The 16,794-nt window shown below is 43.1% G+C and carries 18 protein-coding genes; 11 read left to right on the forward strand and 7 right to left on the reverse strand.

Annotated elements, in window-relative coordinates:
- Positions 1-157: 157 nt before the first annotated feature.
- Genes M1F37_RS06985 through sdaAB form a run of 3 tightly spaced genes read right to left on the reverse strand, consistent with a single transcriptional unit; the run spans position 158 to position 2,364 of the window.
- Positions 158-790, reverse strand: a complete 633-nt coding sequence (locus tag M1F37_RS06985; RefSeq protein ID WP_247935267.1) for an HAD hydrolase-like protein — start codon at positions 788-790, stop codon at positions 158-160.
- 21 nt (positions 791-811) lie between these two features.
- Positions 812-1,684, reverse strand: coding sequence for an L-serine ammonia-lyase, iron-sulfur-dependent, subunit alpha (gene sdaAA / locus M1F37_RS06990; RefSeq protein WP_247935268.1), 873 nt, complete (start codon positions 1,682-1,684; stop codon positions 812-814).
- Between the two features lie 8 nt (positions 1,685-1,692).
- Positions 1,693-2,364 carry an L-serine ammonia-lyase, iron-sulfur-dependent subunit beta gene (sdaAB, locus tag M1F37_RS06995; protein WP_247935269.1) on the reverse strand — a complete coding sequence of 224 codons (672 nt, stop codon included), beginning with the start codon at positions 2,362-2,364 and terminating at the stop codon, positions 1,693-1,695.
- A gap of 240 nt (positions 2,365-2,604) precedes the next feature.
- On the opposite strand from sdaAB, the gene M1F37_RS07000 reads away from it, so the two are divergent.
- The gene (locus M1F37_RS07000) at positions 2,605-3,255 is read left to right on the forward strand and encodes a M23 family metallopeptidase (protein WP_247935270.1); all 651 of its coding nucleotides are present in this window, start codon (positions 2,605-2,607) and stop codon (positions 3,253-3,255) included.
- A gap of 96 nt (positions 3,256-3,351) precedes the next feature.
- Here the strand turns inward: M1F37_RS07000 and M1F37_RS07005 are convergent, their stop codons facing one another.
- Positions 3,352-4,737 carry an IS1182 family transposase gene (locus tag M1F37_RS07005; RefSeq protein ID WP_247935271.1) on the reverse strand — a complete coding sequence of 462 codons (1,386 nt, stop codon included), beginning with the start codon at positions 4,735-4,737 and terminating at the stop codon, positions 3,352-3,354.
- Positions 4,738-4,903: 166 nt separating this feature from the next.
- Positions 4,904-5,767: a hypothetical protein gene (locus M1F37_RS07010; protein WP_247935272.1), complete on the reverse strand. Its 864-nt coding sequence runs from the start codon at positions 5,765-5,767 to the stop codon at positions 4,904-4,906.
- Between the two features lie 302 nt (positions 5,768-6,069).
- Here M1F37_RS07010 and mnmA point away from each other — a divergent pair, with 302 nt between their 5' ends.
- The 3 genes from mnmA (at position 6,070) to mnmG (ending at position 9,711) form a co-directional block, all read left to right on the forward strand.
- The gene (mnmA, locus tag M1F37_RS07015; RefSeq protein ID WP_247935273.1) at positions 6,070-7,191 is read left to right on the forward strand and encodes a tRNA 2-thiouridine(34) synthase MnmA; all 1,122 of its coding nucleotides are present in this window, start codon (positions 6,070-6,072) and stop codon (positions 7,189-7,191) included.
- A 141-nt stretch (positions 7,192-7,332) separates the two neighbouring features.
- Positions 7,333-7,788, forward strand: coding sequence for an NUDIX hydrolase (locus M1F37_RS07020; RefSeq protein WP_247935274.1), 456 nt, complete (start codon positions 7,333-7,335; stop codon positions 7,786-7,788).
- A 9-nt stretch (positions 7,789-7,797) separates the two neighbouring features.
- Entirely contained in the window at positions 7,798-9,711 is a 1,914-nt protein-coding gene (mnmG, locus tag M1F37_RS07025; protein WP_033684449.1) for a tRNA uridine-5-carboxymethylaminomethyl(34) synthesis enzyme MnmG, read from the forward strand.
- Positions 9,712-9,862: 151 nt separating this feature from the next.
- Here mnmG and rnjA read toward each other — a convergent pair whose 3' ends face one another.
- Both rnjA and M1F37_RS07035 read right to left on the reverse strand, forming a co-directional pair.
- Positions 9,863-11,542, reverse strand: coding sequence for a ribonuclease J1 (gene rnjA / locus M1F37_RS07030; protein ID WP_000331983.1), 1,680 nt, complete (start codon positions 11,540-11,542; stop codon positions 9,863-9,865).
- Position 11,543: 1 nt separating this feature from the next.
- The gene (locus M1F37_RS07035; protein ID WP_000639572.1) at positions 11,544-11,777 is read right to left on the reverse strand and encodes a DNA-dependent RNA polymerase subunit epsilon; all 234 of its coding nucleotides are present in this window, start codon (positions 11,775-11,777) and stop codon (positions 11,544-11,546) included.
- A 280-nt stretch (positions 11,778-12,057) separates the two neighbouring features.
- Between M1F37_RS07035 and M1F37_RS07040 the strand changes: the two genes are divergently transcribed.
- From M1F37_RS07040 to M1F37_RS07070, 7 genes are all read left to right on the forward strand, one after another.
- Positions 12,058-12,273, forward strand: coding sequence for a hypothetical protein (locus M1F37_RS07040; protein ID WP_247935275.1), 216 nt, complete (start codon positions 12,058-12,060; stop codon positions 12,271-12,273).
- Between the two features lie 104 nt (positions 12,274-12,377).
- Positions 12,378-13,061 (forward strand): tRNA (adenosine(37)-N6)-threonylcarbamoyltransferase complex dimerization subunit type 1 TsaB, encoded by a 684-nt coding sequence (tsaB, locus tag M1F37_RS07045; protein ID WP_247935276.1) that lies wholly within the window; start codon positions 12,378-12,380, stop codon positions 13,059-13,061.
- The gene (rimI, locus tag M1F37_RS07050; protein WP_247935277.1) at positions 13,058-13,495 is read left to right on the forward strand and encodes a ribosomal protein S18-alanine N-acetyltransferase; all 438 of its coding nucleotides are present in this window, start codon (positions 13,058-13,060) and stop codon (positions 13,493-13,495) included. The genes tsaB and rimI overlap by 4 nt, the downstream gene beginning before the upstream one ends.
- Entirely contained in the window at positions 13,485-14,495 is a 1,011-nt protein-coding gene (tsaD, locus tag M1F37_RS07055) for a tRNA (adenosine(37)-N6)-threonylcarbamoyltransferase complex transferase subunit TsaD (RefSeq protein ID WP_247935278.1), read from the forward strand. Before rimI ends, tsaD begins: the two co-directional genes overlap by 11 nt.
- 234 nt (positions 14,496-14,729) lie before the next feature.
- On the forward strand, positions 14,730-15,425 hold the full coding sequence (locus M1F37_RS07060) for an AzlC family ABC transporter permease (protein ID WP_000659737.1): 696 nt from the start codon (positions 14,730-14,732) through the stop codon (positions 15,423-15,425).
- Positions 15,415-15,738 carry an AzlD domain-containing protein gene (locus M1F37_RS07065; protein ID WP_000253948.1) on the forward strand — a complete coding sequence of 108 codons (324 nt, stop codon included), beginning with the start codon at positions 15,415-15,417 and terminating at the stop codon, positions 15,736-15,738. Before M1F37_RS07060 ends, M1F37_RS07065 begins: the two co-directional genes overlap by 11 nt.
- Positions 15,739-15,841: 103 nt before the next feature.
- A complete protein-coding gene (locus tag M1F37_RS07070; RefSeq protein ID WP_023935540.1) occupies positions 15,842-16,672 on the forward strand; it encodes an amino acid ABC transporter substrate-binding protein in 831 nt (276 codons plus the stop codon).
- The last annotated feature ends 122 nt before the right edge of the window (positions 16,673-16,794 follow it).

Below are 16,794 nucleotides of genomic sequence, written 5' to 3' on the forward strand. Positions count from 1 at the left end.
ATCATCATAAGTTAATTTCATAATAAAAACACCCCAAAAGTTAGATTTTTTCTGTCTAACTTTTGGGGTGCAGTTCAGAAGAACCTTGGTAATATGCGTTTTGTTATGTAGAAACTTCTTCAGTTTCTTCTGAAATGGAGTGGTTATCCAGTCTATGTTATTGAAAATACTCCAAAACTTCTAAGGGTTTGTGGGCCATATAATCAGGCTGATAGTTTAGTAGATCTGCCTTATCTCCAAATCCCCAAGTGATGGCCAATTTCTGAATGCCTGTTTCTTGGGCCCCCAGCATATCGAACTTGGTATCTCCGATGATGATGGCTTGTTCTGGTGCTAGTTGATGTGTCTGCAAGGCTTGGAGAATGACATCGGCCTTATGAGGTGTTTCAGGGCTGGAACCATAAATACCATCAAAGAAATGATAGATTCCCAAGTTTTTAGTCATGTCTTGAGCGGTTGGAGTATTTTTTGTCGTGGTGATATAGAGAGGATATCTGCTTGATAACTCCTTAAGCAAATCTACAATCTGAGGAAAGAGTTGAGCTTCATAGATTCCTTTTTCCTTATAGTAAGAACGGTATATCTGCACAGCCTCAGAAATTTGGTCTTTGGGTAGGCAGGTCGCAAAACTACTTTCAAGAGGTGGTCCCATAAAACCACGAATGGTTTTGGCATCAGGGCTAGGCACTCCTAGCTCCTTAAAGGTATGGGTAAAGGCATTGTGAATCCCGATAGAACTGTCAACGAGGGTCCCATCCAGATCGAAAAAGATAGCTGTGATAGAGGTCATGATTTCTCCTATTTGATAAGTTTATTCTCCGAAAATTTCTTTTTGGAGGCGACGACCAGTAGGGGTGGCAGCGAGTCCACCTTCAGCTGTTTCACGAAAGGCAGTTGGCATGCTTGAACCCACTTGGTACATGGCATCGATAACTTCATCCACAGGGATTTTAGATTCGATACCTGCCAAGGCCATGTCTGCTGCGATGAAAGCAAAGCTGGCTCCCATGGCATTGCGTTTGACACAGGGAACTTCGACCAAACCTGCAACAGGGTCACAGATGAGGCCCAGCATATTTTTAATGACAAAGGCAATGGCTTGACTGGCCTGATAAGGTGTCCCACCTGCAGCCAGAGTCAAGGCGGCAGCACTCATAGCAGAGGCCGAACCAACCTCGGCCTGGCAACCACCCTCAGCGCCTGAGATAGAGGCGTTGTTTGCGATGACTAGTCCAAAGGCACCAGCAGCAAAGAGGAAATCCAGCTGCTGCTCGTGGCTGAGGTCTAATTTTTCAATAGCAGCAGTGAGAACGGAAGGGAGGCAGCCAGCACTTCCAGCGGTCGGAGTAGCGCAGACCAAGCCCATTTTGGCATTGTGCTCATTGACTGCGATGGCATTTCGGGCAGCAGAGAGAATCGTGTAATCTGACAGAGTTTTTCCATTTTTGATGTAGTGATCCAATTTGGAAGCATCTCCACCTGTCAGGCCACTACGAGATTTATTTTCATTGAGGCCGAGTTGAACAGAGGCTTTCATGACTTCTAGATTACGTTCCATGAGAAGGAGGACTTCGTCACGTTCGCGACCGGTCAATTCAAACTCTGTTGTAATCATGAGTTCTGCGACATTTCCTTGAAAGTCCAGTTCTGCTTGCTCGACCAATTCTTTGATAGAATAAAACATGCTTCCTCCTATTTAAAGAAATTGACATTGTGGAGATGAGGAATTTTTCGAATTTCTTCGATGGCCTCATCACAGTTGCGACTGTCAACTTCGATAATCATAATAGCTTTTTCACCAGCTTTTTCACGAGTGACATTCATCTGGGCGATATTGATATCATAGCGAGAAAGTGCCTCTGTAACAAGGGCAATCATACCTGGAATATCTTGATGAACGATGATGATAGTTGGTGTATTCATATTGAGAGAGACGGCAAAGCTATTAAGTTCGGTGACCTGAATATTTCCTCCACCGATAGAAATACCAGTCACGCTGATAGTCTTGTGGGCATTTTTGACGGTAATTTTAGTGGTGTTGGGGTGAGGGGCATTGCTGTCTTTCTGAATGGTCCAGACAATCTTAATACCACGCTTGTGGGCAATCTCCAGACTATTTGGTATTTCAGAATCATCTGTATCCATGCCCAAAATACCTGCAACAAGGGCTAGGTCTGTCCCGTGACCACGATAGGTCTTGGCAAATGAGTTAAAAAGTTGAAATTCGACTTCTGTCGGAGTATCATCAAAAATGGAAGAGACAATCTTCCCAATACGAACAGCACCAGCGGTATGGCTACTAGATGGGCCAATCATAACTGGTCCGATGATATCAAAGACAGATTGAAAACGAAGTGATTTCATCAGTTTCCCCTTATAAAAATTCTTATCTCTATTATATCAAAGAATGAGGCTCTTGGCTTTAATTGCGGATGAAAACCTTTTTAATGCCATAAACAGTATAAAAATAGTATCCTTTATGACAAAAATGGCTTATTTAGGGAAATAAAAAATACTTTTGTAATATTTCTACATAAAAGTGTCAAGAAACGGTAATATTTAAAGGGTATGATAGAACTATAGAAAGAAGGAGAACTTTTAGATATGAAATCAACAACTAAAAAGATTAAAACAACTCTTGCAGGAGTAGCTGCCTTGTTTGCAGTATTTGCTCCATCATTTGTATCTGCTCAAGAATCATCAACTTACACAGTTAAAGAAGGTGATACACTTTCAGAAATCGCTGAGACTCACAACACAACTGTTGAGAAATTGGCAGAAAACAACCATATTGACAACATTCATTTGATTTATGTTGGTCAAGAGTTGGTTATCGATGGCCCTGTAGCGCCAGCTGCAACACCAGCGCCAGCTACTTATGCAGCACCAGCCGCTCAAGATGAAACTGTTTCAGTTCCAGTAGCAGAAACTACAGAGGTAGCAGAAGAAGCAGCTCCAGTGGTAAGCGCACCTGCAGTAGAAGAAACAGTTGCTACAGCAGAAGTTTCAGCACCAGCTGCAACTGTAAGCGGATCTGAAGCAGAAGCTAAAGAATGGATCGCTCAAAAAGAATCAGGCGGTAGCTACACAGCTACAAACGGACGTTACATCGGACGTTACCAATTGACAGATTCATACTTGAACGGTGACTACTCAGCAGAAAACCAAGAACGTGTAGCAGATGCCTACGTTGCAGGACGTTACGGTTCATGGACTGCCGCTAAAAACTTCTGGCTTAACAACGGCTGGTATTAAGAAATAGAAAAAGAGCCTTTGATGGCTCTTTCAGAATGTAGACAAACGTCATTTTTGGCGTTTGTCTTTTTTGCTTTTCAAAAATATTTTGTCTCATCATCTGATATTCCAACCAAAAACCGGATTTAGAACAAAATAAAAAGGGATATTCTCTATCCATTTAACTAATTTTTTAATATTTAAACACGCTAAAGTAAGCCCAACTTTATCCTCCATTTTGGACTTTCCTTTCTCTCTAGTGTATCTCAAATTATGGTACTCCTTAGCCGTCCCAAAGAGTCGTTCAATTGTTTCTTTGCGCTTCTTATAGAGTTCCTTCATTTCTCTTTGGTGACGGATTTCCTCACAAAATTCAAGAGCATCTTTCCAGACATGTCTCGTTACTACTTTTTGAAAATTCTTGCTTTGGGTACAAACGGATAATAAAGGACAGGCAACGCATACTTTGGGATTACTCTTATACTCACGGTAACCTTCTCGAGTGGTCGTGCGATAGTTTAATACTTGATTCTCTGGAGAGACATAAGAGTCATTACTTACATCATAAACAAAATGACTAGGTCTTAAGTTTCCCTTTACTCCCTTTGGACGAGTATAAGGGAAGACAGGGATGATGTTACGGTCTAATAAATAATGGGCAATAGCTGGGGTCTTGTAGCCTGCATCCGCAATAATGTAGCGTGGGGAGAAAGGTTCTAACTTTGAGAAAAGAGCAGGGAAAGCCTGACTATCATGAACATTTCCCGCTTCAACCGTATAAGCTAAGGCCCAACCATGCTTATCGCAAGCAACTTGGGCAGAATAGGCAAATACTTCCTTGTGTTCTCCCTTGTGAAACCAACCACACTCGGGATCTGTCGTTGAAATTTTCTTTTCTTTAGCCTCACTTTCTTTTGCGGGCTTTAAGGACTTTTTTGCGTGTTTTTTCCTATCTAAATCAATCTCAACTTCCAATTGTTCACTCATAAATTTAGCTTGTTGGTCTACCATTTCCTTACGATACTTGTGACTATTAGCCGCCGCTTTGATATGGGTACCATCCACAAATATTTCAGAAGGATCAATTAAGCCAGCATACAAAGCTTGGCTGAGAACTTGGGAAAAAATCTCAGAAATGAGTTCTTTATCTTGAAAAAGACGGCTGTAATTCTTCCCATAGGTAGTAAAATGAGGGACCTTATCATCTAAAGTTAGTCCAAGAAACCAACGATAGGCCACATTTACTTCAATATCTTTCATGGTTTGGCGCATGGAACGAATGCCATAAAAACATTTAATCAAAGGAATTTTGACTAGCATGACGGGATCAAGACTAGGACGACCCTTATCTGGACTATAGGTATCTTTTACTAAATCATAGATAAAGTCAAAATCAACTTTTGAATCAACTTGTCGAAGAAAGTGATCTTTTGGGACCAATTCGTCTATTGTATAGAAACCATATTGCTTACGATTATAATCAGGTTTTTCTTTGTGAAACATAGGGATTACCTCACAACTCTTCTTACCTCTATTATACGACTTTACACAAAGAAAAGCCCTTAGAAACTGGAGTTCTAAGGACTTTGTCTTCAATCTGAGAGCCGTGTGGCTCTTTTTGTGTGCTTTTGGTCGATAAAAGACAATTAAATTAGTAATAGCCGATCGCTTACTGCTGACCGAATGATGTAATTCCGCCACCTAAATTAGCAAGATTGTCACTGTTTGTGTTGGAGACTTCAGCATTGTTACTATTGGTATTAGTCTCTGCTTGAGATTCTGAAGTATTAGCAGTTTGATTTTGTGTACTTACCCCATCATTTCCACTATTACCAGCACTATCAGATGAATATTGTTCGCTTGCAGGTGCTTGTGAGCTATATTTGTTCCCATTTGACTCAGTATAGGTTGGAGTGTAGTTGTCTCCTTGTGAAGAATAGCTTTCTCTTCCCTCCTCGCTACTAGTCGTTTCAGTCTGGTTAGACTTTTCTTCTTTTTTGGTCAAGGTTTCAACTTGCTTTTGGAATTTAGAAATCAGTTCTTGAATTGGTTTTATTTTTTCATCAATAGTGGATTGTTCGCTTGTAGAATTGACACTTTTAATGATTTCTAGTATTTTTTGTAAGGAAGTGATGGCTGTTTCAAGTGTTTGTTTATCTTCAAACTGACTATCGGATTCCTTTATATCCATTTTTAAAGCTTTTTCGCTATAATGATTGGTGATTTTATCAGCAGTAGCAGCAAGAAAGTCTGCTAATGTTTGCTTGCCTTCGTCAGTGGTTGGTTTTAATTCTTGAATTTTTTTCCAATCCTCTATAATCGTTTCAGAATCGATATTAAAATCTTTGATGGCTTTTTTTACTTGTTCGATATCTTGTTCATTTTTTTGCCGTTTGAAGAAAGCAATATTGCCTCTTTCTGTTAAGATGTTTTCTTGATGAATGACTAAACCTATTAAAAGTCCAAGACTTGCGACAATGATAATAGTAAAAATGGTGTTTTTTGATTTTAGAATATCTTTGTAGTTTTTCACAATCGTTCTACGTACATGGATGGTAGTATCTTTAAGGGATCATGTAAGTATTCCTCCTTATTACAGTATATCATTTTTAGTTTATTTTATAAATAAGATAATAAGCAGTAGAGGGATTACGGTATAAATTACCCTCTTTTTAAACAATTATATATGTAATTACAGAGAGGTTGCAAGATTCCTAGCCTCTTTCTTGTCTTCTCCAGACAAGCGTGTTATAATGAATACTGCTCAAGCGACCTTCAATCGTGAAGCACACACGACCTTCAATCGTGAATAAACGAATAGATGGGAGACTTACCATGAGTGATAACTCTAAAACACGTGTTGTTGTGGGGATGAGTGGTGGTGTTGATTCGTCGGTGACGGCTCTTCTTCTCAAGGAGCAGGGCTACGATGTGATCGGTATCTTCATGAAGAACTGGGATGACACAGATGAAAACGGCGTCTGTACGGCGACCGAAGATTATAAGGATGTGGCTGCGGTGGCAGACCAGATCGGCATTCCCTACTACTCTGTCAATTTTGAAAAAGAGTACTGGGACCGCGTTTTTGAGTATTTCCTAGCGGAATACCGTGCAGGGCGTACGCCAAATCCAGATGTCATGTGCAACAAGGAAATCAAGTTCAAGGCCTTTTTAGACTATGCCATGACCTTGGGGGCAGACTATGTAGCGACTGGGCACTATGCCCGTGTAGCGCGTGATGAGGATGGCACTGTTCACATGCTTCGTGGTGTGGACAATGGCAAGGATCAGACCTATTTCCTCAGCCAACTGTCGCAAGAACAACTTCAAAAAACCATGTTCCCATTAGGACATTTGGAAAAACCTGAAGTTCGCAGACTCGCAGAAGAAGCAGGCCTTGCGACAGCTAAGAAGAAAGACTCGACAGGGATTTGCTTTATCGGAGAAAAGAACTTTAAAAACTTCCTCAGCAACTACCTACCAGCTCAGCCTGGTCGCATGATGACTGTGGATGGACGTGATATGGGCGAGCATGCAGGCCTTATGTACTATACAATCGGTCAGCGTGGTGGTCTCGGTATCGGTGGCCAACATGGTGGTGACAATGCCCCTTGGTTCGTTGTCGGAAAAGACCTAAGCAAGAATATCCTCTATGTCGGCCAAGGATTCTACCATGACTCGCTCATGTCAACCAGCCTAGAGGCTAGCCAAGTTCACTTTACTCGTGATATGCCAGAAGAATTTACGCTAGAATGTACAGCCAAATTCCGCTACCGTCAGCCTGATTCTAAGGTGACAGTATATGTCAAAGGAGACAAGGCAGAGGTCATCTTTGCGGAACCACAGCGCGCCATCACACCAGGACAGGCTGTCGTCTTTTACGATGGCGATGAGTGTCTAGGTGGTGGTTTGATTGACAATGCTTATCGAGATGGACAAGTTTGTCAGTACATTTAGATTGACAAATTTTCTCAATTTGCTACAATAATAAAAGCAATAGAAATGATGGTCAAAGCTCATGGATGTTGCAGGCTTTTTTGTCCTGCACTTCTTACGAGTTTTGACTGTTTTTGTGTCGTTTTAAGGAAAGGAAAAAAGATGATTCAACAAGACTTTCGGACAAAAGTAGAAAATACGGTTTTTGGAGTTCGGGCGACAGCCTTGATTGTCCAAAATCACAAGCTTCTAGTTACCAAAGACAAGGGCAAGTATTACACTATCGGCGGTGCGATTCAAGTCAATGAAAGCACAGAAGACGCAGTAGTTCGTGAAGTGAGGGAAGAACTGGGTGTCCGAGCTCAAGCTGGACAGCTAGCTTTCGTAGTTGAAAATCGTTTTGAACAGGACGGTGTTTCCTATCACAACGTTGAGTTTCATTATCTGGTGGACTTGCTTGAAGATGCTCCATTGACCATGCAGGAAGACGAAAAAACGCAGCCCTGTGAATGGATTGACTTGGATCAGCTCCAGAATATCCAGCTAGTTCCAGCCTTTTTAAAAACAGCCTTACCAACTTGGGACGGCCAACTAAGACACATTCATCTTGAGGAATAGGAGAGAAACATGACTTATCATTTTACTGAAGAATACGATATTATTGTAATTGGTGCGGGACACGCTGGGGTTGAGGCTTCTTTGGCTGCCAGCCGTATGGGTTGTAAGGTCTTGCTTGCGACCATCAACATTGAAATGCTGGCTTTCATGCCATGTAATCCCTCTATCGGTGGTTCTGCCAAGGGGATTGTCGTGCGTGAAGTCGATGCCCTCGGTGGCGAGATGGCCAAAACAATTGACAAGACTTACATCCAGATGAAGATGCTCAACACAGGGAAGGGGCCAGCTGTCCGTGCCCTTCGTGCGCAAGCTGACAAAGAGCTTTACTCTAAGGAAATGCGCAAGACAGTTGAAAATCAAGAGAATTTGACCCTTCGTCAAACCATGATTGATGAGATTTTGGTGGAAGATGGCAAGGTTGTCGGTGTTCGTACAGCGACCCATCAAGAGTATGCTGCTAAGGCTGTTATCGTGACCACAGGGACTGCTCTCCGTGGGGAAATCATCATCGGAGACCTCAAGTACTCATCAGGGCCAAACCACAGTCTAGCTTCGATTAACCTTGCTGATAACCTTAAGGAATTAGGCCTCGAAATTGGTCGTTTCAAGACAGGGACACCTCCACGTGTTAAGGCTTCTTCTATCAACTACGATGTGACAGAGATTCAGCCAGGGGACGAAGCGCCAAATCACTTCTCATACACTTCGCGTGATGAGGACTATGTCAAGGATCAGGTGCCATGTTGGTTGACCTATACCAACGGTACCAGTCATGAGATTATCCAAAACAACCTCCACCGTGCGCCTATGTTTACAGGTGTGGTCAAGGGAGTGGGACCTCGTTATTGTCCGTCGATTGAGGATAAGATTGTGCGCTTTGCGGATAAGGAACGCCACCAACTCTTCCTTGAACCAGAAGGACGAAATACAGAGGAAGTCTATGTTCAAGGCTTGTCAACCAGTCTGCCTGAGGATGTCCAGCGTGAGTTGGTTCATTCTATCAAAGGTTTGGAAAATGCAGAGATGATGCGAACTGGTTATGCTATCGAGTATGACATGGTCTTGCCGCACCAGTTGCGTGCGACTCTGGAAACCAAGAAGATTTCAGGACTTTTCACTGCTGGTCAGACAAACGGTACATCTGGTTACGAAGAAGCTGCTGGCCAAGGAATTATCGCGGGTATCAATGCGGCTCTGAAAGTCCAAGGCAAGCCTGAGTTGATTTTGAAGCGTAGTGATGGTTATATTGGGGTCATGATTGACGACTTAGTGACCAAGGGAACGATTGAGCCTTATCGCCTTTTGACCAGTCGTGCTGAATACCGCCTCATTCTCCGCCATGACAATGCTGATATGCGTTTGACTGAGATGGGACGTGAGATTGGTCTTGTGGATGATGAACGCTGGGCTCGCTTTGAAATCAAGAAAAATCAATTTGACAATGAGATGAAGCGCCTAGATAGCATCAAACTCAAGCCAGTCAAGGAAACCAATGCCAAGGTTGAGGAGATGGGCTTCAAGCCATTGACAGATGCCGTGACAGCTAAGGAATTCCTTCGCCGTCCAGAAGTTTCTTATCAAGATGTGGTGGCTTTCATCGGACCAGCTGCCGAGGACTTGGATGACAAGATTATCGAATTGATTGAAACAGAAATCAAGTACGAAGGCTATATTTCCAAAGCCATGGACCAGGTTGCCAAGATGAAACGCATGGAAGAAAAACGCATTCCAGCCAATATCGATTGGGATGACATTGACTCTATCGCAACAGAAGCCCGTCAGAAGTTCAAACTCATCAATCCAGAAACCATCGGCCAAGCCAGCCGTATTTCGGGAGTAAACCCAGCAGATATTTCTATTTTGATGGTGTATTTGGAAGGTAAAAATCGTAGTATTTCTAAAACTCTTCAAAAATCAAAATGATACGTCGTCGGCTTCGGCTCACCTAACTCAAGTTATGCTTTCGCCTAGCCTTCTAGTCTGATTTCGATTTTTATTGAGTTTTAATCTCAAAAGAAAGCATAGAGAAAAACAGCTCCGTCTTCGGAGCTGTTTTGTTGATTTTCATTGAGTATTATTCTTCATCTGGTGTGAGGATCATTGGGATAATGATCGGTTCACGTTCTGTATTTTCATAGAGGAAGGGGCGAATGGCGTTGACAATGGCACCATTGACAGATTGCACGCTGGCGTCCTTATTTTTCAGTGCGATACGAATGGCATTGAAGAGGATGCGTTGGCTTTGGCGAATCAAGTCGCCAGATTCTCTCATGTAGACAAAGCCTCGGCTGAGGATGTCTGGTCCAGATAGAATCATCTGCGATTTGAAGTCAACAGTTGCGACTGCCAGAACGACACCGTCTTCAGATAAATCACGACGGTCTTTGAGGACAGCAGCACCGATTTCACCGATACGATTTCCATCGACATAGATGTCTTGGGCGTTGAAATGACCTGCGATACGAGCTGAGTCAGCAGTAAGAGCAAGTACATCGCCATTGCTCATGATAAAGATATTGTCCTTCTCAACACCAGTATCCACTGCTAGTCCAGCGTGGACTTTTTGCATGCGGTATTCACCGTGGACAGGCATGAAGTATTTTGGCTTAATCAAGCGGAGCATAAGTTTTTGCTCTTGCTGACCACCGTGTCCAGATGTATGGATATTGTTCACTTTACCGTGAATAACTTCGACACCAGCTTCAGAAATGATGTTAATCAGCTTGTTGACGCTTGTGGTGTTTCCAGGGATCGGACTAGAAGAGAAGATGACCGTATCGCCGGGTTGAAGTTGTACCTGACGGTGGGTTCCGTTGGCGATACGAGAGAGGGCTGCCATCGGCTCACCCTGACTACCTGTACAGAGGATGAGAACCTCGCCTGCAGGGTAGTCTTTGATTTCGTTTGGCTCGATAAAGGTTCCCTTAGGAGCTTTGATGTAGCCAAGGTCGATTCCGTTGACAATGGCTTTTTCCATAGAGCGACCAAAGACCGCAATCTTGCGTCCAGTCTTAACAGCGGCTTCAGTTGCTTGCTGGAGACGGAAGATATTTGAGGCAAAGGATGCAAAAATGATACGTCCTTCGATGCCTTGGATAATCTTCATGATGGACTGGCCAACGACTTTTTCAGAGTTGGTAAAGGTTGGCACTTCTGCATTTGTTGAGTCAGACAGAAGACAAAGCACGCCTTCTTCCCCGAGCGCAGCCATACGGTGCAAGTCTGCAGGTTCTCCAACTGGAGTGAAGTCGAATTTGAAGTCACCCGTACAGACGATTTTCCCTTGAGGAGTGTGAATGACAATCCCCAAAGGTTCTGGAATAGAGTGAGTCGTTCTAAAGAAAGTTGCCTTGAGATTTTTAAAGGTTAACTCAGTGTTGTGGTTGATTTCGTAAAGTTTGGCGTTGCGCAAGAGGCCGTGTTCTTCGAGTTTCCCACGGATCAAAGCCAAGGCAAGCGGTCCAGCGTAGATAGGGACATTTGCTTGCTTGAGCAGGAAAGGAATCCCACCGATGTGGTCCTCGTGTCCGTGGGTAATCAGAACAGCCTTAACGCGGTCGATATTGTCTACGATGTAAGAGTAGTCAGGAATGACATAGTCGATACCCAGCAAGTCATCTTCTGGAAATTTAATCCCAGCATCAACGATGATAATCTCGTCTTGGTATTCAATCCCGTATGTATTTTTCCCGATTTCTCCCAGACCACCGATGGCAAAAACACCAACTTCTTCAGGTTTAAGAGTATAGGCCATATTAGAACTCCGTGATTTCGAAGGCGCCAGTTTCTTTTTCGTAATCTAGCAATTTGTCAGACAAGAGTTCGATGTACTCGATATTGTACTCTGGGCGATTTTCTTCGACAAGTTGGCGAGCAGCGATACGGCCCTCAAGTTCTGAGCTGGCATCGATGTCTAGGTAAAGCGCGCGTGTTGTTTCACGTCGTGGGCTACGTTCTTTTGTTTCTTGATAAAAAACTTTGTAAATCATATAGTTCCTTTCTATTTTACAGGTCAGTTTATTCCAAACTTTTAGCAGAGATTTGCTTGATTTCATTCCATTTTGTGTCTAGATTGACCTTGATTCGTTACAATTATTTCAATTATACCACAAAATGAAAGATTAGTAAAAGACGGAAACGAGAAAGTCATAGGGCTATTTGTTTAGTAAGCGCTTGCAATAATAAAGAAAATATGTTATTTTGATAATGGAAATGAGTTTTATCGCTGGTTACCATTTCCTATAGTTTTTAAGTCAAGGAGGTTGCCCTATGTATAACTTATTTGCTTTTGCTATCGGACTTCGCTTGGTAGCTTTTATCGTTTTTGTTGCTTGCGTTTATGGAGGGAATCTTCTGTTTACAAAACTGGAACAACGACAAAGCAAGCTCTTGTGGAAGATTACCTTTGTGACTCTCTACTCGCTTTTTCTCCTCCTCGTGACCTATGTCGTTTGGTTTGTATTTTTCTTTGGATTAAATGCTTAGATGCCCTGCTCATACTGGGGCATTTTTGTTTGGGGGTAAAGAAAATTCCCATGTGCCAGCTTTTGTAGTATAATAGTAAACAGACAAAAAGATAGGAATGTGTTATGAAAGTATTAGCTTTTGATACGTCCAGCAAGGCTCTTTCTCTCGCTATTTTAGAGGACAAGCAGGTTCTTGCCGAGACGACTATTAACATCAAGAAAAATCACAGTATTACCCTCATGCCTGCCATTGATTTTTTGATGGCGAGTTTGAATTGGACACCCAAGGATTTGGATAGAATCGTGGTGGCAGAAGGGCCAGGTAGTTATACGGGCTTGCGAATTGCGGTAGCCACTGCTAAGACGCTGGCTCATACTCTGAATATTGAGTTAGTTGGTATGTCTAGCCTCTTGGCTCTGGTGCCATACCAACAAGAAGGCTTGTTCGTTCCTTTGATGGATGCACGTCGCAATAATGTTTATGCAGGATTTTATGAAAATGCTAAACCTGTCATGCCAGAAGCGCACTTGCCCTTTGAGCGAGTGATTGAGTTAATCAAGGGTGCTAGTCAGGTTACCTTTGTAGGAGAAGTTGGCCCCTTTGTGGAGCAGATTCAAGAACACTTGCCAAGGATGAATTACAAAGAAACCTTACCAAATGCAGCCAATCTTGCTCTTTGGGCTTGGGACAAGGAAGCAGACTCTTTGCACGATTTTGTGCCGAACTACCTCAAACGTGTTGAGGCTGAAGAAAATTGGCTCAAGAACCACACCGAATCTGGCGAGTCCTACATTAAACGCCTATGATAGAAATTAAACGAATCCAACAGCAATCTGATCTGGCTCAAGCCATCTACGCTGTTATGGCGGATGTTTACCCAGTTAGTCCTTGGACGCTGGAACAAATCCAAGCAGACCTGTCCCAAGACCAGACCTGGTATGCTCTGGCGTATGATGGGGCCGAAGTGATTGGCTTTCTAGCCGTGCAGGAGAATCTTTTTGAAGCAGAAGTCCTGCAAATCGCTATCAAAGGAGCCTATCAGGGTCAGGGAATTGCGTCAGCTTTGTTTGCTCAATTGCCGACAGACAAGGAGATTTTCCTCGAAGTTAGAAAGTCAAACCAACGAGCGCAAGCATTTTACAAGAAAGAAAAGATGGCGGTCATCGCTGAGCGAAAGGGCTACTACCATGATCCAGTCGAGGACGCCATCATCATGAAGAGAGAAATAGATGAAGGATAGATATATTTTAGCATTTGAGACATCCTGTGATGAGACCAGTGTCGCCGTACTGAAAAACGACGATGAGCTCTTGTCCAATGTCATTGCTAGTCAAATTGAGAGCCACAAACGTTTCGGTGGCGTAGTGCCAGAGGTAGCCAGTCGTCACCATGTAGAGGTCATTACAGCCTGTATCGAGGAGGCGCTAGCAGAAGCAGGGATTACCGAAAATGATGTGACAGCTGTGGCGGTCACCTATGGACCGGGATTGGTCGGAGCTTTACTAGTTGGCTTGTCAGCTGCTAAGGCCTTTGCTTGGGCTCATGGGCTTCCGCTGATTCCTGTTAACCACATGGCTGGGCACCTCATGGCCGCTCAGAGTGTGGAGCCTTTGGAGTTCCCCTTGTTAGCCCTCTTGGTCAGCGGTGGACACACAGAGTTGGTTTATGTTTCTGAGGCTGGTGATTACAAGATTGTTGGAGAAACGCGTGATGATGCGGTTGGTGAGGCCTATGATAAGGTCGGCCGTGTCATGGGCTTGACCTATCCTGCAGGTCGGGAGATTGACGAGCTAGCTCATCAGGGGCAGGATATTTATGATTTTCCTCGTGCCATGATTAAGGAAGACAATCTGGAGTTTTCATTCTCAGGTTTGAAATCTGCCTTTATCAATCTTCACCACAATGCCGAACAAAAGGGGGAAAGCCTATCTACAGAGGACTTGTGTGCGTCCTTCCAAGCTGCAGTTATGGATATTCTCATGGCAAAAACCAAGAAGGCTTTGGAGAAATACCCTGTTAAAACCCTAGTCGTAGCAGGTGGCGTAGCAGCCAATAAAGGTCTCAGAGAACGCCTAGCAACCGAAATCACAAATGTCAAGGTTATCATCCCGCCCCTACGCCTCTGCGGAGACAATGCAGGAATGATTGCCTATGCCAGCGTCAGCGAGTGGAATAAAGAAAACTTTGCAAGCTTGGATCTCAATGCCAAACCAAGTCTCGCTTTTGATACCATGGAATAAAATGGAGTCTGTCTGATTACAATCAGCAGACTTTTTTCTCTTTCCTGAATGTGTTATAATAGTCCATGCTATGGCTGGAGCCTTTTCAGCCTACTTATACTCTTCGAAAATCTCTTCAAACCGCGTCAGCTTCTATCTGCAACCTCAAAACAATGTTTTGAGCAACCTGCGGCTAACTTCCTAGTTTGATCTTTGATTTTCATTGAGTATTATTAAGACAATATGAGGAGAAAGATGAAAGAAAAAGGATTTTGGGAGGGGGCGCAGGCAGCCATGCCAACGGCCCTTGGTTATGTCAGTATCGGCCTGGCCTGCGGGATTATTGGTGCGCCCTATGTGACACCTGTTGAGATGGGCTTGATGAGCCTCTTTGTTTATGCTGGGAGCGCCCAGTTTGCCATGTTGGCTCTGATTGCGGTTCAGGCTCCTGTGGCAGCTATTGCTATGACGGTCTTTTTGATTAATTTGCGTCTCTTTTTGTTGAGTTTGCATGCGTCAACCTATTTCCGTCATACCAGTCTTTGGCACAATATCGGTATGTCTAGTATCTTGACGGATGAGACTTACGGCGTTTTGATGGGCGAATTGGCCCATACAGACAAGGTCAATCCTATGTGGATGCACGGAAACAATCTCAACAGCTATGTGGCTTGGTTTGTGGGAACAGTTGTCGGAACGGCTCTGGGTGGCCTGCTACCAAATCCAGAAATCTTTGGCTTGGATTTTGCCCTGGTTGGGATGTTCATCGGAATTTTTGCTTCGCAATTCCAGATTATGCAAAGACGGATTCCTGTCCGCAATCTGCTCATTATCCTAGCAGTTGTTGCGGTGTCCTTCTTTTTGCTCTTGACAGTGGTGTCTCAGTCACTAGCTGTTCTGTTTGCGACGCTACTTGGTTGTACAATGGGGGTGGTTTTAGATGGTCAGTAAGTATCTTTTATTAGCAGTTCTTTTCTCTGGCTTGGTGACCTGGATTCCCCGTATGATTCCCTTCATCTTGGTCAAGTATAAGGGTTTGCCTGCAATCGTTGAGCGTTTTTTGAAGTTCTTGCCCGTTTCTATTATCTTTGCCTTGATTCTTTCAAGCGTAGTGACAGGCAAGGTTGGTAGCCTTCCTCAAATCAAATGGCTGGACTTCTTAGCAGTCTTTCCAACGGCTTGGGTAGCCTTTCGCTACCGTAATCTAGTCGGAACGGTTCTCTTCGGAGTAGTCTTGATTGCCGTCTTGCGCTTGGTCTTTTAAATTAGCCATAAAAAAAATTTATCACAGAGATAGATATCATATAATGGCGTAAATGCTCTTTTTCTGTTAGAATTATAAGGTATTTTATTTTGGAGGAAATGACATGAAAAAAATCGTTAAATACTCATCTCTTGCTGCCCTAGGGCTTGTTGCTGCAGGTGTGTTAGCAGCTTGCTCAGGTGGTGCTAAGAAAGAAGGAGAAGCAGCTAGCAAGAAAGAAATTATCGTTGCAACTAATGCTACACCAAAACCATTCAACTATGAAGAAAATGGCGAATTGACTGGTTACGAAATTGAAGTGGTTCGCGCTATCTTTAAAGACTCTGACAAGTATGATGTCAAGTTTGAGAAGACAGAGTGGTCAGGAGTCTTTGCAGGACTTGATGCCGACCGTTACAATATGGCTGTTGCCAACATCAGCTACACTAAAGAACGTGCTGAAAAATACCTTTATGCAGCTCCAACTGCTAAAAACCCTAACGTTCTTGTAGTGAAAAAAGATGACCCTAGCATCAAATCGCTTGATGATATCGGTGGAAAATCAACAGAAGTTGTTCAAGGGACAACTTCTGCTAAACAGCTAGAAGACTACAACAAACAACATTCAGATAATCCAACTGTCCTAAAGTATACTAAAGCAGACTTCCAACAAATCATGGGACGCTTGAGCGATGGCCAGTTTGACTACAAGATTTTTGATAAAATCGGTGTTGAAACAGTCATCAAGGACCAAGGTTTGGACAACTTGAAAGTTATCGAACTTCCAAGCGACCAGCAACCTTACGTTTACCCACTTCTTGCTAAAGGTCAAGATGAGTTGAAAACATTTGTAGATAAACGTATCCAAGAACTCTACAAAGACGGAACGCTTGAAAAGTTGTCTAAACAATTCTTCGGAGACACTTACCTACCAGCAGAAGCTGATATTAAATAATTTTGTGAAATCATCCATTCTGAATAAGGTGGATGATTTCTCAGTTTTTAAGGATATAGTTTTAAACTATATATCTGACTATCTAATAACAATTTGTGAAATCAAACAAATTGTGAGATACT

It is taken from the genome of Streptococcus mitis (genome assembly GCF_023109105.1).
GTDB lineage: Bacteria > Bacillota > Bacilli > Lactobacillales > Streptococcaceae > Streptococcus > Streptococcus mitis_BW.